This is a genomic window from Metabacillus idriensis, assembly GCF_050483325.1.
GTDB lineage: Bacteria > Bacillota > Bacilli > Bacillales > Bacillaceae > Bacillus_P > Bacillus_P idriensis_A.
On record NZ_JBCMYF010000004.1, the window covers coordinates 62,116 to 84,337 of the forward strand.

Annotated in this window: 27 protein-coding genes; 10 read left to right on the forward strand and 17 right to left on the reverse strand. The window is 40.5% G+C overall.

The features are described 5' to 3' along the window. Positions 1 to 223 precede the first annotated feature (223 nt). Positions 224 to 820, reverse strand: coding sequence for a sulfite oxidase-like oxidoreductase (locus tag ABEQ24_RS02660; RefSeq protein ID WP_430005343.1), 597 nt, complete (start codon positions 818 to 820; stop codon positions 224 to 226). 108 nt (positions 821 to 928) lie between these two features. On the opposite strand from ABEQ24_RS02660, the gene ABEQ24_RS02665 reads away from it, so the two are divergent. After that, positions 929 to 1,513, forward strand: a complete 585-nt coding sequence (locus ABEQ24_RS02665; RefSeq protein ID WP_430005344.1) for a biotin transporter BioY — start codon at positions 929 to 931, stop codon at positions 1,511 to 1,513. A 225-nt stretch (positions 1,514 to 1,738) separates the two neighbouring features. Here the strand turns inward: ABEQ24_RS02665 and ABEQ24_RS02670 are convergent, their stop codons facing one another. Continuing rightward, a complete protein-coding gene (locus ABEQ24_RS02670; RefSeq protein ID WP_430005345.1) occupies positions 1,739 to 2,086 on the reverse strand; it encodes a hypothetical protein in 348 nt (115 codons plus the stop codon). Positions 2,087 to 2,499: 413 nt separating this feature from the next. Beyond that, the gene (locus tag ABEQ24_RS02675) at positions 2,500 to 3,033 is read right to left on the reverse strand and encodes a DUF6241 domain-containing protein (RefSeq protein WP_430005346.1); all 534 of its coding nucleotides are present in this window, start codon (positions 3,031 to 3,033) and stop codon (positions 2,500 to 2,502) included. A 188-nt stretch (positions 3,034 to 3,221) separates the two neighbouring features. Between ABEQ24_RS02675 and ABEQ24_RS02680 the strand changes: the two genes are divergently transcribed. Then, a complete protein-coding gene (locus ABEQ24_RS02680; RefSeq protein WP_430005347.1) occupies positions 3,222 to 3,365 on the forward strand; it encodes a hypothetical protein in 144 nt (47 codons plus the stop codon). 121 nt (positions 3,366 to 3,486) lie between these two features. On the opposite strand, the gene ABEQ24_RS02685 is transcribed toward ABEQ24_RS02680, so the two are convergent. The 3 genes from ABEQ24_RS02685 to ABEQ24_RS02695 form a co-directional block, all read right to left on the reverse strand. Beyond that, positions 3,487 to 4,815, reverse strand: coding sequence for a Na+/H+ antiporter family protein (locus ABEQ24_RS02685; protein WP_430005348.1), 1,329 nt, complete (start codon positions 4,813 to 4,815; stop codon positions 3,487 to 3,489). 289 nt (positions 4,816 to 5,104) lie between these two features. After that, positions 5,105 to 6,595 (reverse strand): leucyl aminopeptidase, encoded by a 1,491-nt coding sequence (locus ABEQ24_RS02690; protein ID WP_430005349.1) that lies wholly within the window; start codon positions 6,593 to 6,595, stop codon positions 5,105 to 5,107. Positions 6,596 to 6,610: 15 nt separating this feature from the next. Beyond that, on the reverse strand, positions 6,611 to 6,994 hold the full coding sequence (locus tag ABEQ24_RS02695) for a DUF309 domain-containing protein (protein WP_430005408.1): 384 nt from the start codon (positions 6,992 to 6,994) through the stop codon (positions 6,611 to 6,613). Between the two features lie 173 nt (positions 6,995 to 7,167). On the opposite strand from ABEQ24_RS02695, the gene ABEQ24_RS02700 reads away from it, so the two are divergent. Together ABEQ24_RS02700 and ABEQ24_RS02705 are read left to right on the forward strand one after the other, a co-directional pair. Continuing rightward, positions 7,168 to 7,647 carry a divergent PAP2 family protein gene (locus tag ABEQ24_RS02700; RefSeq protein WP_430005350.1) on the forward strand — a complete coding sequence of 160 codons (480 nt, stop codon included), beginning with the start codon at positions 7,168 to 7,170 and terminating at the stop codon, positions 7,645 to 7,647. Positions 7,648 to 7,660: 13 nt separating this feature from the next. Next, on the forward strand, positions 7,661 to 8,476 hold the full coding sequence (locus ABEQ24_RS02705; RefSeq protein ID WP_430005351.1) for a cobalamin-binding protein: 816 nt from the start codon (positions 7,661 to 7,663) through the stop codon (positions 8,474 to 8,476). 142 nt (positions 8,477 to 8,618) lie between these two features. On the opposite strand, the gene ABEQ24_RS02710 is transcribed toward ABEQ24_RS02705, so the two are convergent. The 5 genes from ABEQ24_RS02710 to ABEQ24_RS02730 all read right to left on the reverse strand — a co-directional run bounded on the left by ABEQ24_RS02710 (position 8,619) and on the right by ABEQ24_RS02730 (position 12,355). Further along, on the reverse strand, positions 8,619 to 9,317 hold the full coding sequence (locus ABEQ24_RS02710) for a 3D domain-containing protein (RefSeq protein ID WP_430005352.1): 699 nt from the start codon (positions 9,315 to 9,317) through the stop codon (positions 8,619 to 8,621). A 140-nt stretch (positions 9,318 to 9,457) separates the two neighbouring features. Then, positions 9,458 to 9,757, reverse strand: coding sequence for a YuiB family protein (locus tag ABEQ24_RS02715; RefSeq protein ID WP_430005409.1), 300 nt, complete (start codon positions 9,755 to 9,757; stop codon positions 9,458 to 9,460). Between the two features lie 93 nt (positions 9,758 to 9,850). Continuing rightward, a complete protein-coding gene (locus ABEQ24_RS02720; RefSeq protein ID WP_170292796.1) occupies positions 9,851 to 9,976 on the reverse strand; it encodes a YuiA family protein in 126 nt (41 codons plus the stop codon). 163 nt (positions 9,977 to 10,139) lie between these two features. Beyond that, positions 10,140 to 10,622 carry an NUDIX domain-containing protein gene (locus ABEQ24_RS02725; protein WP_430005353.1) on the reverse strand — a complete coding sequence of 161 codons (483 nt, stop codon included), beginning with the start codon at positions 10,620 to 10,622 and terminating at the stop codon, positions 10,140 to 10,142. A 509-nt stretch (positions 10,623 to 11,131) separates the two neighbouring features. Then, complete coding sequence (locus ABEQ24_RS02730; protein WP_430005354.1) at positions 11,132 to 12,355, reverse strand: NAD(P)/FAD-dependent oxidoreductase; 1,224 nt, start codon at positions 12,353 to 12,355, stop codon at positions 11,132 to 11,134. Positions 12,356 to 12,745: 390 nt separating this feature from the next. Between ABEQ24_RS02730 and yumC the strand changes: the two genes are divergently transcribed. After that, positions 12,746 to 13,741, forward strand: a complete 996-nt coding sequence (gene yumC / locus ABEQ24_RS02735) for a ferredoxin--NADP reductase 2 (RefSeq protein ID WP_070876051.1) — start codon at positions 12,746 to 12,748, stop codon at positions 13,739 to 13,741. Between the two features lie 62 nt (positions 13,742 to 13,803). On the opposite strand, the gene ABEQ24_RS02740 is transcribed toward yumC, so the two are convergent. Next, complete coding sequence (locus ABEQ24_RS02740; RefSeq protein WP_430005355.1) at positions 13,804 to 14,505, reverse strand: hypothetical protein; 702 nt, start codon at positions 14,503 to 14,505, stop codon at positions 13,804 to 13,806. Positions 14,506 to 14,626: 121 nt separating this feature from the next. On the opposite strand from ABEQ24_RS02740, the gene ABEQ24_RS02745 reads away from it, so the two are divergent. Beyond that, a complete protein-coding gene (locus ABEQ24_RS02745; protein ID WP_430005356.1) occupies positions 14,627 to 15,145 on the forward strand; it encodes a hypothetical protein in 519 nt (172 codons plus the stop codon). A gap of 54 nt (positions 15,146 to 15,199) precedes the next feature. Here the strand turns inward: ABEQ24_RS02745 and ABEQ24_RS02750 are convergent, their stop codons facing one another. From ABEQ24_RS02750 to ABEQ24_RS02760, 3 genes are all read right to left on the reverse strand, one after another. Further along, on the reverse strand, positions 15,200 to 15,562 hold the full coding sequence (locus tag ABEQ24_RS02750) for a HesB/IscA family protein (RefSeq protein WP_430005357.1): 363 nt from the start codon (positions 15,560 to 15,562) through the stop codon (positions 15,200 to 15,202). 84 nt (positions 15,563 to 15,646) lie between these two features. Further along, positions 15,647 to 16,507, reverse strand: coding sequence for a diaminopimelate epimerase (gene dapF, locus ABEQ24_RS02755; protein WP_430005358.1), 861 nt, complete (start codon positions 16,505 to 16,507; stop codon positions 15,647 to 15,649). 138 nt (positions 16,508 to 16,645) lie between these two features. Beyond that, complete coding sequence (locus ABEQ24_RS02760; RefSeq protein ID WP_430005410.1) at positions 16,646 to 17,866, reverse strand: NupC/NupG family nucleoside CNT transporter; 1,221 nt, start codon at positions 17,864 to 17,866, stop codon at positions 16,646 to 16,648. A gap of 247 nt (positions 17,867 to 18,113) precedes the next feature. Here ABEQ24_RS02760 and ABEQ24_RS02765 point away from each other — a divergent pair, with 247 nt between their 5' ends. After that, positions 18,114 to 18,812, forward strand: a complete 699-nt coding sequence (locus ABEQ24_RS02765) for a DUF2225 domain-containing protein (protein ID WP_430005359.1) — start codon at positions 18,114 to 18,116, stop codon at positions 18,810 to 18,812. A gap of 30 nt (positions 18,813 to 18,842) precedes the next feature. Here the strand turns inward: ABEQ24_RS02765 and ABEQ24_RS02770 are convergent, their stop codons facing one another. Continuing rightward, positions 18,843 to 19,079, reverse strand: coding sequence for a YuzB family protein (locus ABEQ24_RS02770; RefSeq protein WP_430005360.1), 237 nt, complete (start codon positions 19,077 to 19,079; stop codon positions 18,843 to 18,845). A 289-nt stretch (positions 19,080 to 19,368) separates the two neighbouring features. Between ABEQ24_RS02770 and ABEQ24_RS02775 the strand changes: the two genes are divergently transcribed. Together ABEQ24_RS02775 and ABEQ24_RS02780 are read left to right on the forward strand one after the other, a co-directional pair. After that, positions 19,369 to 20,436 carry an NAD(P)/FAD-dependent oxidoreductase gene (locus ABEQ24_RS02775; protein ID WP_430005361.1) on the forward strand — a complete coding sequence of 356 codons (1,068 nt, stop codon included), beginning with the start codon at positions 19,369 to 19,371 and terminating at the stop codon, positions 20,434 to 20,436. Between the two features lie 189 nt (positions 20,437 to 20,625). After that, positions 20,626 to 21,372 (forward strand): lipase family protein, encoded by a 747-nt coding sequence (locus ABEQ24_RS02780; RefSeq protein ID WP_430005362.1) that lies wholly within the window; start codon positions 20,626 to 20,628, stop codon positions 21,370 to 21,372. 49 nt (positions 21,373 to 21,421) lie between these two features. Here ABEQ24_RS02780 and ABEQ24_RS02785 read toward each other — a convergent pair whose 3' ends face one another. After that, positions 21,422 to 21,745, reverse strand: coding sequence for a YuzD family protein (locus ABEQ24_RS02785; RefSeq protein WP_430005363.1), 324 nt, complete (start codon positions 21,743 to 21,745; stop codon positions 21,422 to 21,424). A gap of 201 nt (positions 21,746 to 21,946) precedes the next feature. On the opposite strand from ABEQ24_RS02785, the gene ABEQ24_RS02790 reads away from it, so the two are divergent. Continuing rightward, positions 21,947 to 22,186 (forward strand): NifU family protein, encoded by a 240-nt coding sequence (locus ABEQ24_RS02790; protein WP_430005364.1) that lies wholly within the window; start codon positions 21,947 to 21,949, stop codon positions 22,184 to 22,186. Positions 22,187 to 22,222 lie beyond the last annotated feature (36 nt).

Here is a 22,222-nt window from a genome sequence, read left to right on the forward strand (position 1 = left end):
CGAACATTCGTATGAAATTGCCAGCCCTCTCATTATAGACGATGAAAGGAAATTCCGCCTAATCGTTTTTTTATCTTTAAAAGGTGTTTTCGCATAAATGGTTGTTTTGTGATGATAAATGCTGTCCGTTGCTTTTTTACTACAATCCACTAAAAACTTCAACATGCGTCAAAGTGCCTCAAAATATAATAAAAAGACACCTGAATTGAACAGGCGCCTTTCGCTAATCCCATGTAAACCGTTCTTCCTTCCAAGGATTTCCTTTCATATGATATCCGTTTCTCTCCCAGAATCCTGGGTGATTATGTTCTGTAAATTGAATCGCGCGTATCCATTTTGCACTTTTCCAGAAGTACAAATGAGGAAAAACGGCTCTAAACGGAAACCCATGCTCAGGCGTCAGCGGTTCACCATTATGAGAGTGGGCTAGCAGACTTGTTTCCATAAGAAAGTCATCAAGGGGCAAATTTGTTGTCCAGCCTTCCTCTGCATGGAGAATGCAATAGTTTGCGTTCTCATGCAGCCCCAAATCGTGCACAAGTCCCCCTGTGCTGATTCCTCTCCATACATTATCAAGCTTTGTCCAGCCTGTTACACAATGAATATCATTTCCCTGATCGATTTGCGGCATGCTCATCAGATCTTCATATGTAAATCTCTTAGGATGATCCAGCAAGCCAAATACCTGCAGATCCCATTTGCCTATGTCCTCGTAATAAGGAACATTTCCTGCATGAAGAACCGGAAATGTTGTTGTGACATGCTGATTTGGCGGGACCCGATTTGGATCTCCCTTGCTTTTGACCTTACCGAAATACATGTTGACGCCTCCTCTTTGTCAACTGCGAAAAAAATAAAGTTGACATATATAGCGGGATTCAGTACTCTTTTTATAGAAAGATACATAGCATCTATGGGGGATGAGAGAATGAAAAACAAATTAAAAGCTTATGATTTAGCACTCGTTGGGATGTTTGCTGCTTTAATGGCAATTGGAGCAAACTTAACTTCGTTTTTAACGGTTGGAACGGTTCCTTTATCCATGCAGCCCTTTTTCTGTATTTTAGCAGGTTTGCTGCTTGGAAGCAGGTTAGGCGCTTTATCCATGATTGTTTATGCGCTGGCAGGAATAGCAGGAGCACCTGTCTTCGCGCAGTTCAGCGGCGGCATCGGCGTGATTTTCGGCAGCACCGGAGGGTTTATTTTATCCTATATCGCAGCTGCATATGCAGCAGGCAAAATTGTTGAAGCAAGCAAAAAACCAACACTGCAAGTTTTCTTCCTTTCTTCTTTTGCAGGAATTGCCCTTATCTATATCATTGGAACGACTTATATGTACGCAGCTCTTAATTATTGGCTGAACGTGGATATGAGCTATACAGGCGCATGGCTTGTCATGACGTGGTTTATGGTCAAAGATGTAATCTTTACTGCCATTGGCGCCGTAATTGCTCCGCGCATATATAAAGCTGTAAACAAAGCAACAGGTCTTAGAAAGCATCGCGTTGCTTAATCCTTGATTATCAATAATAAGAATATGTGGAAAAAAATTAACGGATTCTAAACCTGTAATCACACCGTATACAGCACCGGGAATAGCATTAGAATTAGCAGGCTAATTCTAATGCTATTCCCGTTTTTTTTGCATAATAAAACTCAGTTCATTATGAAACTGAGTTAATAGACTATTCTATTATAGTCCGATTGTTGAATAAGCTTATACCTGACACCCCAAAAATCAATATCCCTGAATCTCGATCGGCAGATTGTCTTCAACTGTAATCGTAATGGCAACGTCAATCGGACCACGAAAACTGGAATGTATAAAAAACTCAACTCCCCCAGGGTCATTTGTAAACTCATTTTTATGAGGTCCAATATTTGTGATCCAGACTGCAGCTTCCTCAAGGATGAAATGAAAGTTCTGCCTTGGTTCAGTTTGTATACTCTGTGTTGTACCAAATTTAACTTCACCTGCGCTAATATGTACAACTGATTTAGCTGTTATTACACCTGGCCAATTGAAATTCTGACGCCATTTGCCTTGTGTAATGCCACGTCGTACAAAACGTACAGATCTAGCCATATAATACTCCTTCCAAAAAATGATTAAAAATTCATCATTAAGCATTCTTTTTAGATTTATATTTAAATCATTAGATTTTTATACTACGAAATAGGCGGTAAACAGAAGAACTTCAGTATCCACTAATTCCGTTAAACTCCCCTTTAATGGAATATCCATTATTTATCCTTACAAATACCATCTATTTGTTTTTCTATTTGTTGTGTTCAATAATCCTATGGCAATAAAACCTGGAGCCAATTTGCACTATAATTTTATAATGGACACTGCCTATTTCTGCTCAGAAACGGTTGTAAACCCTATAATAACAACAAAAAAAGCAGGTGAAATTCATATGCGAATCAACCTGCTAGTTAATGTGCTATTTACGGTTTTTCCACCACAAACGGAACCCCTTAAGGAAAACTCATGTGTTATTTGATCTTACTCTTATTTTCTTCAAGGTATTTCAATTCTTCTTCTTTAGACAGCAATCCCGTTGCTTTCCCTATCGTTCCGCCCTGAAGGCTCCAGATTGCATTGTGGTCCCTGTCAGCTTCTGAATAATCATTTTCAAGCCATCTGCTGAGTATATCCAAATATAAATCTGATTGATCAAACGCTTTTTTGTCACTTTCAATTTGTTTAATTAAGTACAGAATTCTCTCTTCCGTAATTTCAAAGTGGACCCACTTATCTTCAGCCTGCACTTTTTGATGAGACATCCCGTGCAGGTATTTCTGCAATTGATCTTCTGTAATCGTAGCTCCTCCTGTTGGAAATGGATTGTTGCTCAAATCAATCTCAGCAAGCTTTCCTGAACTTTCGGTAATCGTTTTATTTACTTCTTCTGAACTTTGAACAGGTGTGTGAATCATTTCAGTGAAAATATAAAAAATAATGCCCCCACAGCATAGCAATAAAAAAATGGCACCTGTAAGAAACTTATGCCGCTTCATCCATTTCATGAGCTGCACCCCTATCATTTTTATACTAATTAGTTCTATTCGTCTATTTATATCTCCTTCTCCAGCAAATATCCTTGCATAACTAGACAAAATTCGATAAAATCTTACAGTGTCATAGATTTCATGTATAAAAGATTCCTAATTTGGAAAATACTTAGTATGAAATCTTATGAAAGAGGTGAGCTTTCATGACAGTATTGCAAATGAAGCGTTATTTTTTAAATGAAAAAGAGCGCGAAACATACGAGAATACTCTTTTAAAAAAACAGCCGGAACTTCGGGAGAGAATCCTTGAAATGGATGACGAAGAGTTAATGGAGAGATTGAAATAACAAAAGCAAATGCTGTCACCATAGAAAATCTCTGCTGTCTTATTATCAAGCAGAGAAATACATCAAAAAAGGCCGCCCTGCTATTTTTGCAGGAGGCCTTTTCTGTTTTTCTATTTTTCTATTAAAGGACAATTGCCGCAATCCATCCAAAAACCAGAAGCGGCAAGTTGTAATGCAGGAAGGTCGGGACAACTGTATCCCATATATGATTATGCTCTCCATCTGCATTTAAGCCTGAAGTTGGTCCTAATGTGCTGTCAGATGCAGGTGAGCCAGCATCACCCAGAGCTCCTGCAGTACCGACAAGGGCAATGGTTGCCATTGGACTGAATCCAAGCTCCAGGCAGAGCGGTACAAAAATCGTTGCTATGATTGGAACCGTTGAGAAGGATGATCCAATCCCCATGGTGACTAATAAACCGACAAGCAGCATTAAGATTGCTGCAAGAGATTGATTTCCTCCAACTAAATCAGCCGACGTTTTGACGAGAGTTTCAATGTGGCCAGTTTCTTGCATAACAGATGCAAAGCCTGCTGCAGCAAGCATGACAAATCCGATAAATGCCATCATTCGCATTCCCGACGTTAAAAGCTGATCTGCCTCGTTCCATTTCATTGAACCTGTAGCATAAAGCACTGTAATTCCTGCCAAAGCTCCAAAAATCATGCCTTCAACCTCAAGTTTCTGAGAAAGAAACAATTGAACACTTAATGAAACGATGATGGCAAGAACAGCAAATCCGACAGTTTTTTTCGTATAAACAGCAGGAGCCTGTCCGGCAATCTCTTTTGTTTCATATGTGCGCTTTTTTCTGTAAGTAACGAATGCAATGATTAAACCGACAACCATACCTGCTGATGGTATCAGCATCGCCTGCGGAATATCCTTAAGGCTTACATTCAATCCGCCTGCTGCCATGTTCTTTTGAAGAATATCGTGGAAGATCGCTCCAAATCCGACCGGCAGCAGCATATATGGTGTGATTAATCCAAATGCAATCACCGTGGCTATTAATCGGCGATCAACCTCCAGCTGATTAAACACCTTTAAAAGAGGCGGAATTAATACTGGTATAAATGCGATATGAACAGGCACCACATTTTGCGAGAAAATCGAAATGATCAAAATAACCATTAATATAAGGACTTTAGAAAGAGATTTCTTTCTCCCTTCCCCTTCTTTGCCAACAAGCTTAACAGCCCCTTCCACCATCGCATCAGGCAGACCCGTTTTGGAAAGGGCAACTGCAAATGCGCCAAGCAGGGCATAGCTTAATGCGACTGTGGCGTTTCCGCCAAGACCGCCAGTAAATGTTTCAATTGTTGTTTTCAAATCCAGTCCGCCTGTTAAACCGCCTGCGAGCGCGCCTGCAACTAATGCAAAAACGACATTTACCCGCAGCAAACTTAAAACAAGCATGACCAAAACAGCTAAAATAACTGCATTCATCTATAAAACCTCCGGAATCTTTTTACTTTAGTATGCTAATGTATTAGAGAGATAAAATTCAATAAAATTAAAATACCATACTTTCTTTTTTAGTGTCAATGTAAAATTTTATTATATTAGCAGACTAAAGGATAGTGAGAGAAATCAGGAGAATGATGAATAGAAACGAACCTCTACTGGGCTGAATTTGAATGGAAGACCAAATTCATTTTCCGGAGCTGAGACTACGACCGCGGTCAACAAAAAGAACAGCAAAAAAGACACTGATTGATCAGTGTCTTTCCCGTCATTAAACCTCAAATCGTTCCACGAAAGCTGCAAGCGTTCTGGCCATGACGCCAGTGCCTCCTGAAGGTCCAAGATCATCAGCATGATTAGATGTAGCTGTTCCTGCGATGTCTAAATGGACCCAAGGCGTTCCTTCTGTGAATTCACCAATAAACGTTCCTGCCATAATGGCATGACCTTCACGCCCCGGGGAATTATTCAGATCCGCCATTTTACTGCCGCGCACTTTTTCAATGTCTTTTTTAGTAATCGGCAGCCGCCAGATTGGCTCGCCGCATTCAAAGGATGCTTCCAGCACTTGCTCAAATAATGCTTCATCGTTCGTCATTGCACCTGTTGTATGTGTTCCGAGTGCAATGATGACTCCGCCTGTCAATGTCGCAACATCCACTAAGTAATTTGCGCCATGATGCTTGGCATATGTAATCCCGTCTGCAAGAACTAAACGGCCCTCTGCATCTGTATTCAGTACTTCAATTGTTTTTCCGCTAAGCGAGACAATGACATCATCCGGCTTGAAAGCATTGCCGCTGATCATGTTGTCAGTTGAAGGAATGACAGCCAGTACGTTTTGTTCAGGCTTCAGTTTTCCGATGATCTCCATTGCACCTAAAACAGCCGCGGCTCCGCCCATATCTGATTTCATGCCGACAATGCCGTCTTTAGGCTTAATTGAGTAGCCTCCAGTATCAAAGGTAATTCCTTTTCCAACGAGTCCAATGACATCTGTCCATTCCTCTTTGCCCTGGTATTTAAGGACGATCATTTTCGGCGGTTCATCAGAACCCTTATTAACGGCAAGAAGAGCTCCCATTCCAAGCTTCTCCATCTCTTCTTTCTCTAGCACTTCATATTCAAAGCCGTATTTTTGGGCAATATCCACCGAATATTTAGCAAGTTCGGTCGCCGTCAATATGTTGCCCGGCATGTTGACAAGGGTTCTTGCTGAATTTGTCCCTTCACCGAATGCTGAACCTACAGTCAGACTTGAACGTATTTCAGCTTCGTCCTCGCTTGAGATGATTGTCACTTGGTTGAGGTTTCGTTCAGGCTCATTTGATTTTTGCTTATAGTCTTGTATTTTATATGTAGAAAGCGGAAGAACTTCTGCTAATGCATGTGCAGCTTCGATTCCTTGAACATGTTCACTTGTGAATGAATCAAGAACGATTGAAAACGACTGAATTTTTGCCTTTTGAAGCGTTTTGAAAAGCTTCGCAAAAGTTTCTTTGGCAGCATCAAAATCGTATTCCTTTTCCTTGCCGAGGCCAGCAAAATAAATTCGTTTTGTTGCGATTTTGCCTAGAGTATGTACTTTTGATATTTCTTTCTTTCTGGACGAAATATCGCCGTCTTTTACAAGCGATGAAAGCTGTCCCTCTAGCTTCTGATCAAGTTCTGCTAAAGGACCTTCAAATGCGCTGTTTTTTTGAAACAATCCAAAGATGATTGTTTCTTCGTTCCATTTAATTGTTGACTGAATATGAAACATGAAAACACACCTCCATTAATAATTAGGTTTCCCCGGGTCTTCTTCAAGGTATAGAAATAAAGCAGGCAATTTAGGCAGCAGCGCAGCTTCCTTAAAAGAAACAGACTGAATGCCTGCAGGAATAATCTTTAGGCATTCCTCAATGAATGCATTTACGTTTTCAAGGTCCACTCCCCAATGGAATGGGCGGTAAGACTGTATGTATGAGTGTCCGGCTTGCATCATGAGCCTTGCACCTTTAATGTTGCCATATTCATAATGATAAATAGCAACGGTCATTTGCAGCAGGCCTTTTAAAAATAAATTATCCTTCTCCGTCAGCCAGATTAATTCAAGCAAATCATGGCAAGTATAATAATCGCCTTCATTAAAATGGATAAAAAACTGATAATATTCCATTGGGTAAAGAGTCACGTGGCATGCACTCCTCTCTGACCTTATTGTATCAAAGGATAAAAAGTTTTTATACTATTTGAACAAATGACAGAGGATAAGGGCATGAATGCATGGAACTATACCATACAGTCAATAACAGCACATTAATTTTTCGAACCGAAAGGATGTCCGACTTCATGGAGATACTGCTGAATTTCCCGCTATTAGCTTCTCTTGCAGCCATTTTCTTTGCGCAATTTGTAAAAGTCCCGATTACATATATTGCGACCCGTAAAATAGACTGGTCTCTTATTTTAAGCACAGGGGGGATGCCAAGCTCCCATTCTGCTGCTGTAACGGCACTTGCAACAGGAGTCGCTCTTGATAATGGGCTCGCTTCATCCCTCTTTGCGGTTTCAGCCGTTTTTGCCATCATCACAATGTTTGATGCTACAGGAGTAAGAAGACATGCCGGAGAGCAGGCAACAGTTCTTAATAAACTCGTAACTGACTTTAATACATTTGTAGGCGAGGCAAAATCATGGCCGCAGCAGGAAGAAGCAGAAAAGCAGAAGAAATTGAAAGAACTTCTCGGGCATCAGCCTATTGAGGTATTTTTCGGAGGCTTGACAGGAATCTTATTAGCACTGTTTCTGCACTACCTATTCATTTTGTAAAGGAGGAATTGCATTGCGGCTCATATCTATTTGTCCAAGCAACACAGAGCTTGCCGCCTATTTAAATCTCACTGGCGATCTAATTGCAGTTGACGATTACTCTGACTGGCCCGAGCAAGTGAATGAACTGCCGCGGCTTGGACCTGACCTGTCCATTAATATGGATCTGGTTGAACAATTGAAGCCTGACCTTGTACTCGCTTCATTGAGTGTGCCTGGTATGGAAAAAAACGTGGATGAACTTATAAAAAGAAAGATTCCTCACCTTGTTTTAAACCCTCAGTCTTTTGAGGATATAGGAAATGATTTAATGGCTGTAGGCATTGCTGCAGGCAAGGAAAAAGAAGCTGCCGCAGTTGTTTCTCGTTATCATCACATTTTAAATGACTATAAAGAAAAAGCCTCAAAGCTCGATCATTATCCTGATGTTTATTTTGAATGGTGGCCTAATCCCATTTTCACGCCTGGTCAAGTAAACTGGCTGACTGAAATGTGTGAACTGGCAGGCGGGCGCAACAGTTTCCGTGATGTGGAGCTTGCAAGTGTCCAAACCAGCTGGGATGACATTATCCGCCGAAATCCTGATCATATTTGTCTCGCTTGGGTCGGCGTTAAGCAAAGCAGGATGAAAGTCCAGCATGTTTTAAAGCGTGAATCAGCAGAAAAGCTTGCTGCTGTCAGAGAGAATCGCATTCACCTGCTTGAGGAACAGCTTTATTGCAGACCCTCGCCAAGGCTTTTAAATGGACTTGCGAAACTTGCATCCATCCTTCATCCTGATCATTTTCCGCAGCCTGAAGAAAAAGATTCTCTAACTTCTATTACATAGAAAAAGCTCAGGGTTAAAACCTGGGCTTTTTCCGTGACTGAAAATAACGCATTCCGGGAAAGTGGCTAATCCTGAAAATACACTCTAGTTATCCAGCAAGTATGTACCAGAGCAAAATTTACATGAAACCCTCCATCCATCATTAACTTTTTGTTTTGGGTTTCATGTATTTTTGGCGAAATGCCTGCATCGACTTATTTTCATTCAATTTCGTCAGTTCATTTTCGGTTAATCGTCCGTTGCCTTTTTGGACGATATAGATGTCTAGCGTTTTTTTGCCCCAAAACTGAAACACTTCTTCAACAGTATCGTAATAAAGATCCAGTTCATTCCCCTTTATCGCACCGCCCTTGTCGGCCACTACACCAAATCCGTAACCTGGAATAAACAGAATGGTCCCTACCGGAAACACACTTAAATCAGCTGCTATGGTTGAATACAAATCTCTTTTCACTTTCACTCCGGAATACGTAATGCCATATTCGGGATGTTCAGGTTTTTTGCCTGTTGATTCATAGCCTGCTGTATATCCTGTTGCTGTTACTTCCTGCTTAGGGTATTGAGACCAGTCAATTTCATTTTCAAGCGATAGTTGATCTATCGAGCTTCCGCTTGAAGAAATCGCGGCTGCGACCGTCTTTTCACTGTGCAGAGATTTAGGGATGAGTCCGGTCAGTTTATAAGGATGCCCTTCACTTTCCAATATGCCCTTGCTCCACCCATTAAAAACAGGCAGATCCTTTGCCTCTGCACCTGAAAAAGCTTTTAAAGTGGTACCGAGCGCCACTAGCAATAATAGTGTCATTAGTAGACGCCTTGACCAGGTTTTCGTCCTATCCATTTACGATGTGTTCACTCCTCTCACATCCATAATCGTCTCCAAATGAGAAACGAAATATTCAAGATAGGAACGAATCCATATATTACAAGTTTTCTTTTATCAAAAATAAAAAGACCTGCACACGATGTACAGATCACATTTTAAAACATTTGATATCCTCTTTTGCGGAGCATGTTAATCACAATTCCAGATACAACTGCTCCGATAAAACCGCACACAAGAATTAGAATATCTGCTAAAGCCAAAGACAGAATACGCTCTCCAAGGGATGAAAAAGAGGATCCAGGTGAGATGAAATACTCTGTGAATCTCACATTATCTACAATCAATATACAGACAATCGGATAGATAATAGCCATGATCCAAGACATGCGAAGCAGCATATTAAGCAAGAAACCGATTCCAAAAAATAAAACAAAGAATAAAAGCATCGAAATCATCAATACAGGTAAAAACAAGTTATCGCCTCCAGTACACCTATTTAAGTGTACTGAACAAGCGATATTCAGTCAATCGGAAAAACATTGAACGTTTTATGAAGACTTCTTTCCAGTTCCGTTGCAGCAATCGCACGTCTCTGAACCGCCAAGAAGCAATTGAAAATAACCTTTACCTGAACAATATGGACATTCTTTCTTATCGATAGCAGATGTATTCATCATCTATTCTCCCCTTTGTCAAGTATCTCTTTTTAGATATTGAAAATACTATAACAGGTTCTTTGTAAAGGATAAAGGGAGAAAATCTCACGGGATTCCTGATGTAAGCGAATACATCAAGCTCATCCTTCTTTTCTCTCAATTTTTCTTATTATTTTGAAAATTATAAAAATATACGATATGACGTGTATCCAAACTGATTTCCAGGGTTCAGACCTTCAATTTTATAAAGCATTTTCTCAAATGCTTCTTCTGCAAATGACTGAAGCAGAAGCGATGCATTCTCGTCCTCCTTAAGTATTTGCGGCGGAAAAAATGCTGCTTCAAACAGTTCATCTTCCTGTACAATAACGGCAGAAGAATTCGCCTTCAATTTAAAAATAACCATATTATCACTGATCGTATTTTGAATGACACCTGACCGAATGGCGATCACGCCCTGTACTTCTGCAGCAATTCCCGTTTCCTCAAGGATCTCCCTCACAATTGCTTCATCAAGCGTTTCCCCCTCATTCACAAAACCTGCAGGAAAAGACCACTTCCCTTTCAATCCGCCGTATTTCTTTTTTACGACAAGCCAGTCCCCGTTTTCGTTCTCTACTACACCTGAAACAGCAATCCATACATTCCCCCGTTTATTTGCCATACAAATCTCCCCCTTTTAACTTTTTATATCTTACTCCATTTTTTAACAATAAAAGCGCAACCTCCCTTTTAGCGCAGGCATGACAGGTAAAGATCCGACGGGAAAGTCCTGATCCCGCTTTTTTATGTGAAAAACAGGTGTTTAGGAATCTGGATGGTGAAAGATGATCGCTGCTCTGAAGCGGGAAAAGGGAGATATTTTCATTTTTGAGAGGCATCCTTGCATTCTTTCCCTCCAATACTATGTTTCGGTTTTGCGGGGTACGAATCCTGCACTTCCTTACCCTCCCAAACTGTTAGTCAGTTTTGCAGGGGACGATTCGAGCGCTTGATTACCCTCATATTGTAATTCGGTTTTGCAAGGTACGATTTACTCAATTCCCCACCCTCTAATACCTATACTTGGTTTTGCAGGGCGTTCCAAAATGCCATAAAGCATAACGCATATAAATTCTGACACTAAAAAAAGACAAAAGCACAAGGCTTCTGTCTTTTATTTTACTCTACTTCTTAGAAAAATTTGAATTTACCTTTTTTAACGACTAATCCAGCTCCGCCAACCATTAGAAGAGCACGATTATCAATCATTTTCTTCATGAATGAAGCTTTTGTTCCCATTACTTTCTTGCCAAATACCATACCTACAGCATCATCTTCGCCAAGTGAAGCAACTGTACCTTTGATGTCTGGCTTGAATTCTTCCATTTCACCTTGGTCGCGAACGGCAACTGCAATGTTTTTAGCAGCTGTAATACCTTGCTGCATCGCAATTTGAGCCGTTGGAGGATATGGACGGTTGATTTCTTCGTTGATTACTAGAGAACAGTCGCCAATGATGAAAACATCTTCATGGTGAGGAGCTCTTAGGTACGAATCAACTTTTACACGTCCGCGCATATTTTCAAAGCCAGCTTCTTCAACGATGCTGTTTCCGCGCACACCTGCTGCCCATACAACAGTATCAGCTTTGATTTCTTCCATTACGTCGTCTTTTGCAACAATAATGCCATCTTCTACACATTCTTTAATCGCCGTTCCGATCTTGAATTCTACACCTTTACGCTCTAAATGGTTAACAGCGTATTCTACAAGCTCTGGATCAAATCCAGGAAGAGCTGTTGGAGCAGCTTCTACACAGATAATGCGTACTTTCTTATGATCAATATCGTACTCGCGGCAAAGCTCAGGAACGCGGTTAGCAAGTTCTCCAAGGAACTCGATTCCAGTGAAGCCAGCCCCGCCCACAACGATAGCAAGACGCTGGTCGCGTTTTACTTCTTCTGTGTTGTAAGTAGCAAATTGATATTCGATATGCTCGCGCAATTGACGCGCAGCATTGATGTTCGTAATACCGAAAGCGTACTCTTTCAAGCCTTTGATTCCAAATGTTTCTGGATGAGATCCAAGAGAAATCACAAGGTAGTCATACTCAAGCTCGCCATTTGCAAGAACGATTTTCTTTTCATCTTTGTTAATCGAAACAACTGTTTCTTTCACAAATTTCACACGGCTGTTGTCAATAACATCTTTTACTTGGTATCTTGCTTTATCATGATGCAAAGTACCAGCTGATGCCTCATGCAGCCATGTTGTTTCATAGTGATAATCATTTTTGTTAACCAATGTAAGATCTGCTTCGTTCACACCGATCATTTTTTGAAGACGTGTAACTGCCATTAATCCGCCGTAACCTGCACCTAAAACTACTATTTTGGGCTTTCTCAACCGAATCACATCCACCTTTTTTTCTGAATTTGTTGTAAAGAATGAAATAAATTCTATACTGATTATCTTCCGCTGCTTCACAACATTTTATTTTGTTTTGCCTAAAAAAGTATGTGAAAATGTTCACTTAACTTTTCAAAATAATACCTTAAACTTCGTAAGTAGTAACATAGAATATAAATAATGCCTATATTACATAATAGCATCTGCGATTTATTTTTCAAGACCAAAATGAAGGATTACAAACGTTAAGAATTTTACAAAAATAAAAACATTCTCTATAATAATCATATTCTTATACAAGGCACATCTCTTTAATCAATCACCAGGTGAAATTGTTAAAGAGGTATGATATGTTATAATTAAGAATTATTATCAATTACAAGCGAGGGGATATTTGTGAAGGAAGACACAAAAGTATACGACATAACAATTATTGGCGGCGGACCTGTTGGTTTGTTCACAGCTTTTTACGGCGGCATGCGTCAGGCTTCAGTTAAAATTATCGAAAGCTTGCCTCAGCTGGGCGGACAGCTTTCTGCCTTATATCCTGAAAAATACATATATGATGTTGCAGGATTTCCTAAAGTGCGCGCACAGGAACTAGTTAACAATCTAAAAGAACAAATGGCTAAATTCGAGCCGACTGTCTGCTTAGAGCAAGCGGTAGATACAGTTGAAAAACAAGCTGACGGCGTCTTCAAATTAACAACAGATCAGGAAATCCATTATTCTAAAACGATTATTATCACTGCAGGAAATGGAGCGTTCCAGCCCCGTAAAATTGAACTTGAAGAAGCTGCTTCATTTGAAAAAGCAAACCTTCATTACTTCATTGATGATTTAAATCAGTTTGCCGGTCAGAGAGTTCTTATTTGCGGCGGGGGAGATTCTGCCGTTGACTGGGCGCTTATGCTTGAACCTATTGCCGAAAAAGTAACACTTGTGCACAGACGAGATAAGTTCCGTGCTCATGAGCATAGTGTTGAAAACTTAAATAACTCAAAAGTTCAAGTTCTTACACCATTTGTACCGAAAGAATTAACAGGAACAGAAAATATTGAGCAAGTTGTATTAGAAGAAGTGAAAGGCGATCGCAAAGAAGTCATTGATGTGGATTCTGTCATCGTGAACTTTGGATTCGTCTCATCTCTTGGCCCAATCAAGAACTGGGGTCTTGAAATTGAGAAAAATTCGATTGTCGTTAACAGCAAAATGGAAACAAACGTTGAAGGCATATATGCTGCAGGAGACATTTGTACGTATGAAGGAAAAGTAAAACTGATCGCAAGCGGATTTGGAGAAGCTCCAACAGCGGTTAACAACGCTAAAGCTTATATGGATCCAAAAGCAAGAGTTCAGCCGCTTCACAGCACAAGTTTGTTTGAAAAATAAAGAGATGATTCTCCTGAACAAAAGAGGAAAAGCGGTCTGCTTTTCCTCTTTTTGATGCCCTTTTAACTCTGCCAGTAATTACTGTAAGGGTTATAATACACCGGCTGATTCCATTGCTGATATCTCTGTCCGCCAAACGGCATGCCGCTTTGATCAATGCTTCCCGGCATTTGGCCAAACGGACTTCCCTGGCCGGACTGCATGCCTCCTCCTTGATCCATTCCAGGCATTTGGCCAAATGGATTTCCCTGGCCGGACTGCATGCCTCCTCCTTGATCCACTCCAGGCATTTGGCCAAACGGACTTCCCTGGCCGGACTGCATGCTTCCTCCTTGATCCATTCCAGGCATTTGGCCAAATGGACTTTCCTGGCCGGACTGCATGCCTCCTTCTTGATCCATTCCAGGCATTTGCGGAGTTTCCGGCTGCTCCTGCTCCTCTTCTTGCGGCTGCTCCTGCTCCTCTTCTTCAGTTTGTCCTTCCTCTTCTTGAGGAGCCTCTTCTTCTTCCATTTTTGGGGGTTTAGGCAGCACTTCTACGGATTTGATATTATTCACATTCACCTGACTTGTGGTAAGTGCGGGAAAAGACAAGATAAATACCGCTCCTGAAGGTTTATCTAAGTAGAATACAAATGCCTCTTTTTCCGTACCGTTTGTAAAGGTCAATTTCACCCATTTATACAAGCCCTCATTTAATTCATCTGTTGATGACAGACGAAATTGATTATACATCTGATATGGATATGGATAGTAATTCATCATTCAAGCTCCCTTCTCTATTCACACATCAATACTATATGCCCGGTATTTGTCCTTTGTTTTGATGGAAAATGTAACCTTTTATTCTTTCTTAACGACTATGCTCTTCAAAGGGGGAAAAGAGATGAAATGGAAAATCATTCTTTGCATGTTGATGATTTCAGGCATTTTTTTGGTAAATGAAGAAAAAGGGTATGCTTGCTCTTGTGCACAGCCGCCGTCTGTTCAATCTGAATTAGAAAACAAAACGGCTGTTTTTTCAGGAAAAGTATTAAAAACAACTGAAAACAGCAAGAAAAAAGCGTTAATAGAAGTCGATCAAATTTGGAAAGGCCCTTCTCAATCACAGCTAATAATAGAAACAGAAAGAGATTCAGCAGGCTGCGGTTTTGATTTTATTGAAGGCCAGTCTTACCTTATTTATGCATACGGAGAAAAGAATACCCTTGAGACAGGATTATGTGAGCGAACAGCTTTAGCTGCAGACGCTTTGGATGACATAAGGGTTCTCGGTGCAGGAAAAGAACCTGAAAAGCAAGTAAATTTAGAGCATCAGCTTGATTTCACTAATTTAGTGCGGGTTTTCGTTTTTGCTGTGTCTTTCTTCCTTATTTTCATAATAATTTATAAAAGAAAAAAATAAAAAAAGACACTTCACTAGCCTTTCAGGCTAATGAAATGTCTTTTTCAGTTATAATCAGCACTCTTCAGGAGTACCCGTATTCGTAGCCGTTCTAAAAGATGAACCGCATCCGCATGACGCAATGGCATTCGGATTATCAATCGTGAAGCCTCCGCCCATAAGGGACTCTTTAAAATCAATTTTTGTCCCTTTTAAGATAAGGGAGCTTTCCTTATCAACAAGCACTTTGATGCCATGCACTTCAAATTGAGTGTCGTCATCATTAGGTTCTTGTTCAAAACCCATGCCGTACGATAAACCGCTGCAGCCGCCGCCTTTTACGCCAACACGAAGAAAAGACTGCTCTTCTTCGTTTTCTTTCATCATATCTTTTATCTGATAAGCTGCCGCTTCAGTAATTATTACAAATTCATTCATTTCTTGTTCCTCCTTTGCCAATCGTCCAAAGGCTATACAGTAAGTATACCCCTTCTAATTGGAACTCTCAAATGAAACACATTTCTATTTGTCATAGAAGTAAACACCTGAACAAATAACCTCTGCTGGACCTGTCATTAAAACATTCCCCTCTTCTGTCCAGTTGATCAGAAGATCTCCTCCAGCAAGGTGGACAGTTGTATCCAGCCCTCTTTTCGTATGCCCATTTAGAACAGAAGAGACAACGGCTGCACAAGCACCTGTCCCGCATGCTTGAGTAACTCCGGAACCTCTTTCCCACACTCTGAAATGAAGTTCATTTTCCGCTGCGACTTCCACAAACTCAACATTGATGCCTTCAGGAAAAAGGGGATCCTTCTCAACTCTTGGTCCAAGTGTTAACACTGGTGCTGATTCAATGCTGTCCACATAAAAAATGAGATGCGGATTGCCCATTGAAACAGCTGTAGCTTGATAGACACTGCCGTCAAATTCAAGCCGTTCGTTTATGACTTTTTCATCTGAAGTGCCAGCCATAGGAATATCAGCCCGATGAAGCATAGGCTGCCCCATATTGATTGTTACTCTGCTGACTTCGCCATCTTCCACTTCAAGCTTTGCATGGACCAGCCCTGAGAGTGTTTCGATTGAAAACTCTTTCTTTTCTATCAGTTTATTCTCAAATGCATATTTCGCAACGCAGCGAAGACCATTTCCGCAATTTTTCCCTTCTGATCCATCACTGTTGAAAATTCTCATCTTTACTGGCGCTTTCTCAGATGGACAAATCAAGATCATTCCGTCTGAACCGATGCCGGTAAATACATTTGATACTTCCTTTGCAAGCTGAGGAAGCATTGATTCTTCCAATTGTTCTTTAAACATATTTACATATATATAATTGTTTCCGAGTGCATGCATTTTCGTAAATTGGAATTGTTTCATACTGTTCTCCCTCTTTTTTCTTTTTATAAGTATAAAATGCTGGAAACAGGATAACAATAGAAATATCCCCCGTTTGTTATAGATAATAAAAGCTCCCTGCTTTGGTGCAGGGAGCTTTTATTTGTGATCCTATTATTATTAAAACATAAACATCCCTGCAATTGCCGCACTTAAAAGGTTGGCAAGTGTTCCTGCAGCTATTGCTTTAAATCCAAGCCGTGCAATATCCTGACGGCGGTTTGGTGCCATACCGCCAAGTCCTCCAAGCAAAATGGCAATAGATGACAGGTTGGCAAATCCGCAGAGTGCAAAGCTTATGATAGCTACTGTTTTATCTGACAGTGCATCAAGCTGAGGTGCAAAATTTGAATAGGCAACAAACTCATTCAACACCAGCTTTTGACCGATAAAGCTTCCTGCTTTCACAGCTTCTTCCCATGGAACTCCGATGATAAAGGCAAGAGGTGCAAAAACAAACCCAAGAATGTATTCAAGTGTTAAGTTAGAAGCTCCAAAAATCCCTCCGATAAAACCAAGGATTCCGTTTAATAGTGCGATCAGCGCGATAAAAGCTAAAAGCATCGCACCCACATTCAAGGCAAGCTGAAGTCCTACAGATGCTCCCTTTGCCGCAGCATCAATGACATTTGCCGTATCCTCATCGCTTTCCATCTTAACGCCTTCCATCGTTTCAGGCATTTCCGTTTCAGGAATAAGCATTTTTGCCATAATAAGCCCTGCAGGCGCAGCCATGAAACTTGCAGCAAGCAAGTATTCAAGAGGAACTCCAAGGGCAGCATAGCCGAACAGGACAGAGCCCGCAACAGAAGCAAGCCCCCCTGTCATGACAGCGAACAATTCTGATTTTGTCATTTTTGCTATGTAAGGTTTAATGACCAAAGGAGCTTCTGTTTGCCCTACAAAGATATTAGCAGCAGCAGAGAGCGATTCTGCTTTACTTGTCCCTAATAATTTCGATAAACCGCCGCCTAAAATTCTGATAATCCACTGCATAACCCCAATATGATATAAAACAGAAATTAACGAAGAAAAGAAAATAATGATTGTCAGAACATTAAATGCAAAGATGAAGCCTGTTGGCTGTGATGGATCTCCAAGTGAACCAAATAGAAATCCAATCCCTTCACTGGCATAACCTACCAGGTTCTGTACGGATTCAGTCAGCCCTTTAAAAGCTCTTGTTCCAGGCTCCCATTTTAATACCAGAAAAGCAAATAAAAGCTGAATGGCAAGGCCGCCGAGAATCGTGCGGACTTTAATATGGCTTTTTCGTTCTGATAGGAGAAAAGCGATGGCAAAAAGGACGGCAATTCCCATTAGTCCCCATAAAAAATTGATCATTTCTTCACCTCGGGCAATCGTTTTTGATGTGTCTAAAATAACAGGCGATAGCGGGTATGTCTATATCATTGAGACAAATAATGATATTTTCCGACAAATTAACTAGTTGCACAAACTTAGGTTGCATCTGAATGGATTCTGTTATTCAAAAAAGGCTATTTACCAATTTATAATACTTTGTACCTATATATGTGGTATGATTTCATTACAATTTACCCTGTTTTACTGATGGGAGGAGCACTATATGAATAAGCTTGATTTCCTATACGATAAAAATATAGATTGTCCGATTTGCAAACATACATATGCAACAAAAAAAGTAAAAAGAGGTTTCATCCGGGCCGTCAGTCATGACACTGACTTTTGTTCTTACTATAGTAAAAAGGAATTCAGCCCTCTTCTTTACTATGTAAATGTGTGTCCTGTCTGCGGTTTTTCAATGTCAGAAGAATTCTCTCCTGATTTTCCTTTTAGAACAGAGGAAATCATTAACGAGAAGATACGGTCAAACTGGGGGAGCATGAATTTCTGCAAAAAAAGAAGTATTAATGAGGCCATTCATACATATAAACTTGCTATTTATTCAGGAGTATTGAAAAAAGAGAAACACGTCTCAATGGGCGGACTTTATTTAAGGCTTGCCTGGATCTACCGCACAGAGCAGATGGAGCTTCAAGAGAATCGTTTTCTTAAATTAGCCCTTGAAGAATATATCGCTTCTTATATCAATGATGATTTCTATGGCACACACTTAACAGAAATGAAAGTACTCTATTTAATAGGTGAACTGAGCAGAAGATCAAATGATAAAGCGCAGGCCGCACTCTACTTTTCAAAAGTGATTGAAAAACAAAAAAACACAAAGGAAAAAGTGATTGTTGAAATGGCAAAAGACAGATGGCGCGAAATGAGGGAAATGAAGCAAAAGTGGACGATACAGTAAAAAAACGCGTACTTGAGTGTACGCGTTTTTTTAGAACATAGGATTCTCATCCAAGTAATCATATATGTTTTTAACTAACTCTTCAGATGATTCCCCAGTTACAACCTCACCGTTTACAAGGGCATAAAGAGAAGCATAGCATTTTCCGCAATATCCAAGACATCCGTATTCAATAATGTCCAGATTTGGATCCTTTTCTAACTTTTCCAAAGCAGCTTGTGAACCGTTCGCTAAATTGCTTATACAAAATTCTATTATTGGTTTCAACTTCATCACCTCATACCTGCAATCCTATGCTACCTCTTTCTATGTACTATCGTCAATAATTAACGTTTTATGTTATACTTTTTTCATAAATACCAACACATTTTTACGAAAGTGATTTACTAATGAGCGGGTTAACAGATTAATAGATGACTTTTTCATAATATATTGTGGTTTATCATCAAATTCGTTATACTTTTAGATGGCATATTGCAAAGGTTTTCTTAATTACTGAATTAACCTATAGATACGAATATTACTCACCTTAAGAGGAGAAAAAGGGGAATCTGCAATGAAGAACTTAGTTATTCTTGGCGGTGGATACGGCGGCATGCGCGTCCTTCACCGGCTTCTTCCAGGTCAGCTGCCTGAAGATGTGCAAATTACACTCATAGATAAAAATCCCTATCATTGTTTAAAAACGGAATATTACGCACTTGCTGCGGGAACGATTTCAGACCATCATATCCGCGTAGATTTTCCTGAGCATGAGCGTCTGCACTTAATATTCGGGGAAATCACTTCGGTCGATCTTGAAGAAAAAAAGGTTCATCTGAAGAATCAGGAACCGATTTCATATGATGATCTTATTATCGGGTTAGGCTGCGAGGACAAGTATCATAATGTTCCAGGTGCAAAAGAGTTTACCCACAGCATCCAGACAATCGATCAATCAAGAGAAACGTATCAGCTCCTTAATAACTTAAGCGGCGGTGCTTCTGTTGCAATCGTTGGCGCAGGACTCAGCGGAGTTGAGCTTGCGAGTGAACTCAGAGAAAGCCGCAAAGATCTTAAAATTACACTTTATGACCGGGGCAAAAACATTCTTTCCAGTTTTCCAGAACGTTTGAGCAAATATGTTCAAGGCTGGTTTGAAGATCATGGCGTAACCATTATCAACAGTGCCAACGTAACTAAAGTAGAACAAAACGTTCTATATAATCATGATGAGCCTGTTTCTTATGATGCCATCGTATGGACTGCAGGCATTCAGCCGAATAAAGTTGTCAGAGAACTTCCCGCTGACAAAGATCCACAGGGACGTGTCGTTCTGACAAAACAGCATCACCTTCCGCATCATGAAGATGCATTCGTTGTTGGAGACTGCGCAAGCCTTCCCCATGCACCAAGTGCCCAGCTTGCCGAAGCTCAAGCTGAACAAATTGTTCAAGTTCTGCTTAAAAAGTGGAATGGCGAAGAACTGCCTCAGGATTTCCCTGCCTTTAAGCTTAAAGGTGTACTTGGGTCACTTGGAAAGAAACATGGTTTCGGCCTTGTGAATGACCGGCCGCTAATTGGACGAGTTCCGCGTTTGCTTAAGTCAGGAATTCTATGGATGTATAAGTATCATAATGGATAAATCAAAAGGGACTCTCCAATAAGTTCCTAAAAAAAAGCAGGAAGGAAAAATAACCATTTTTCCTTCCTGCTTTTTTTATTGTTCTTTTTTGACTGAAAGCCGTCAGCGATTTGCCATACAGGCACTTCTTTCCGTTCCATGCGTAGGATAATGCATAAGCCTATTGCTGCGAGGTGCGGAAGGATGTATATGCCAAAACGGAAACCTTTTTACGATAAAGATCTTGCGGAATTTCTCCTCCATATGTGTGTATATTCATACCGCCAGTATTTAAACAACGGTCCGGTGGAACCCGTTCCTGGATTCAAGCTGGTAAAAGCTTTCAAATCCAGCGCGAACGGCGTCATGGAATGGTTCGGATTTATCCTCGAATCAGACGATGCGGTTGTGATTGCGTTCCGGGGTACGCAATCGGATGCAGACTGGGTCGCCGATGCCACCATCCGCCAGACTTCCTATCCCTATATCCAAAACGGCGGCCTCGTGCATCAGGGATTTCAGTCGATCTATTCCAAGTGCCGGGACGAAATCTTCCAAACGTATTCAGCCCTCTCAAAAAAGAAAAATCTCTTTATTACCGGGCATAGTCTTGGAGGAGCACTAGCTGTTCTTCACGCTGCCGATGCAGCGGTTAACGCCCGATTCCGGTCTATCGTCATGTATAACTATGGGGCTCCAAGAGTAGGAGACGGGCAGTTTGCGGAAATCTATGACCGGCTTGTTCCGAACAGCATCCGCTTCGTCAACACCACCGATCTGGTGCCGAAACTGCCTCCTGTATTTGTTTATAATCCTATGACGAAGCTGAAATACTTATACAAGCATGTTCAAACTCCGTATTCTTTTACAATTGAAGCAGGCTCCATAGCGGGCAATCATATGCCGGACACCTATTTTCTTGGAATCGAAGGATTATCCAGACTGGTCTACGTGTAAAGCAGGTTTAAAACATGACGAGTCATTAAAATGAACAATTATAGAAATATTACGCAGAAACATACCCATGCTTCTCCATTTCAGCATAAATGGTTTTCAGTTTCGGATTGCCTTCCCCTACTACTACTCCATCGATGACAACTAACGGATAAAAATACTCGTCATTTGCGATTTTCTCTGCAAAACCCTTTTTCTCTGGATTGTCTTGCGGCGCAAACACATCGACATATTCTATTTTGAACTGCTGCTGCGGGAATTTTCTTGAAATTGCTGCTTCGAGCCATTCATATGTTTCTATTGATGAGGGGAGATTCACACAGCTTGGACAAAGTACTTCAGCTCCATATACGCACACTTCCACTTGTTTTTTCATCGTATTCCCCCTTTTCTTATGTTTCATTGTAAGGGAGTAAGCGTTTTTTTTCCATGAAAACTTATCTGTTGAAAGTATCCGTTTTTATTCGGCGCGGAATATGTTAAAATAATGGCATTAACAGATATTACATCAATCATATGAATAGATTTTCAGCGGTTTTTTGAATATAATAGCAGGATAAGGAAGGAGTCGATTATAATGACCACAGAAACACAAATGGTAGAACAAGTACAGGAAGTATTAGATAAATTACGTCCATTCTTGCTTCGTGACGGCGGAGATTGTGAGCTTGTTGATATAGAAGACGGCATAGTAAAATTACGCCTTTTAGGAGCTTGCGGCAGCTGCCCAAGTTCAACTATTACACTTAAAGCTGGAATCGAACGCGCACTTCTTGAAGAAGTTCCGGGAGTTGTGGAAGTAGAACAAGTTTTCTGATAAGAAAAGCGCAAAACTTTATACGTTCTTATCTTA

Excerpts from the sequence above, each read along its gene's own strand:
- ABEQ24_RS02700 (WP_430005350.1), top strand. The coding sequence starts at position 7,168 with ATGGAGATACTGCTGAATTTCCCGCTATTAGCTTCTCTTGCAGCCATT.
- ABEQ24_RS02675 (WP_430005346.1), bottom strand. The coding sequence starts at position 3,033 with ATGAAATGGATGAAGCGGCATAAGTTTCTTACAGGTGCCATTTTTTTA.
- ABEQ24_RS02750 (WP_430005357.1), bottom strand. The coding sequence starts at position 15,562 with ATGAATGAATTTGTAATAATTACTGAAGCGGCAGCTTATCAGATAAAA.
- ABEQ24_RS02785 (WP_430005363.1), bottom strand. The coding sequence starts at position 21,745 with ATGAAAAAACAAGTGGAAGTGTGCGTATATGGAGCTGAAGTACTTTGT.
- ABEQ24_RS02740 (WP_430005355.1), bottom strand. The coding sequence starts at position 14,505 with ATGATGAATTACTATCCATATCCATATCAGATGTATAATCAATTTCGT.
- ABEQ24_RS02765 (WP_430005359.1), top strand. The coding sequence starts at position 18,114 with ATGAATAAGCTTGATTTCCTATACGATAAAAATATAGATTGTCCGATT.
- ABEQ24_RS02660 (WP_430005343.1), bottom strand. The coding sequence starts at position 820 with ATGTATTTCGGTAAGGTCAAAAGCAAGGGAGATCCAAATCGGGTCCCG.
- ABEQ24_RS02715 (WP_430005409.1), bottom strand. The coding sequence starts at position 9,757 with ATGATTTCGATGCTTTTATTCTTTGTTTTATTTTTTGGAATCGGTTTC.
- ABEQ24_RS02710 (WP_430005352.1), bottom strand. The coding sequence starts at position 9,317 with ATGGATAGGACGAAAACCTGGTCAAGGCGTCTACTAATGACACTATTA.
- ABEQ24_RS02790 (WP_430005364.1), top strand. The coding sequence starts at position 21,947 with ATGACCACAGAAACACAAATGGTAGAACAAGTACAGGAAGTATTAGAT.
- ABEQ24_RS02725 (WP_430005353.1), bottom strand. The coding sequence starts at position 10,622 with ATGGCAAATAAACGGGGGAATGTATGGATTGCTGTTTCAGGTGTAGTA.
- ABEQ24_RS02680 (WP_430005347.1), top strand. The coding sequence starts at position 3,222 with ATGACAGTATTGCAAATGAAGCGTTATTTTTTAAATGAAAAAGAGCGC.
- ABEQ24_RS02745 (WP_430005356.1), top strand. The coding sequence starts at position 14,627 with ATGAAATGGAAAATCATTCTTTGCATGTTGATGATTTCAGGCATTTTT.
- dapF (WP_430005358.1), bottom strand. The coding sequence starts at position 16,507 with ATGAAACAATTCCAATTTACGAAAATGCATGCACTCGGAAACAATTAT.
- ABEQ24_RS02665 (WP_430005344.1), top strand. The coding sequence starts at position 929 with ATGAAAAACAAATTAAAAGCTTATGATTTAGCACTCGTTGGGATGTTT.
- ABEQ24_RS02720 (WP_170292796.1), bottom strand. The coding sequence starts at position 9,976 with ATGAATACATCTGCTATCGATAAGAAAGAATGTCCATATTGTTCAGGT.
- ABEQ24_RS02780 (WP_430005362.1), top strand. The coding sequence starts at position 20,626 with ATGCCAAAACGGAAACCTTTTTACGATAAAGATCTTGCGGAATTTCTC.
- ABEQ24_RS02670 (WP_430005345.1), bottom strand. The coding sequence starts at position 2,086 with ATGGCTAGATCTGTACGTTTTGTACGACGTGGCATTACACAAGGCAAA.
- ABEQ24_RS02695 (WP_430005408.1), bottom strand. The coding sequence starts at position 6,994 with ATGGAATATTATCAGTTTTTTATCCATTTTAATGAAGGCGATTATTAT.
- ABEQ24_RS02685 (WP_430005348.1), bottom strand. The coding sequence starts at position 4,815 with ATGAATGCAGTTATTTTAGCTGTTTTGGTCATGCTTGTTTTAAGTTTG.
- ABEQ24_RS02690 (WP_430005349.1), bottom strand. The coding sequence starts at position 6,595 with ATGTTTCATATTCAGTCAACAATTAAATGGAACGAAGAAACAATCATC.
- ABEQ24_RS02775 (WP_430005361.1), top strand. The coding sequence starts at position 19,369 with ATGAAGAACTTAGTTATTCTTGGCGGTGGATACGGCGGCATGCGCGTC.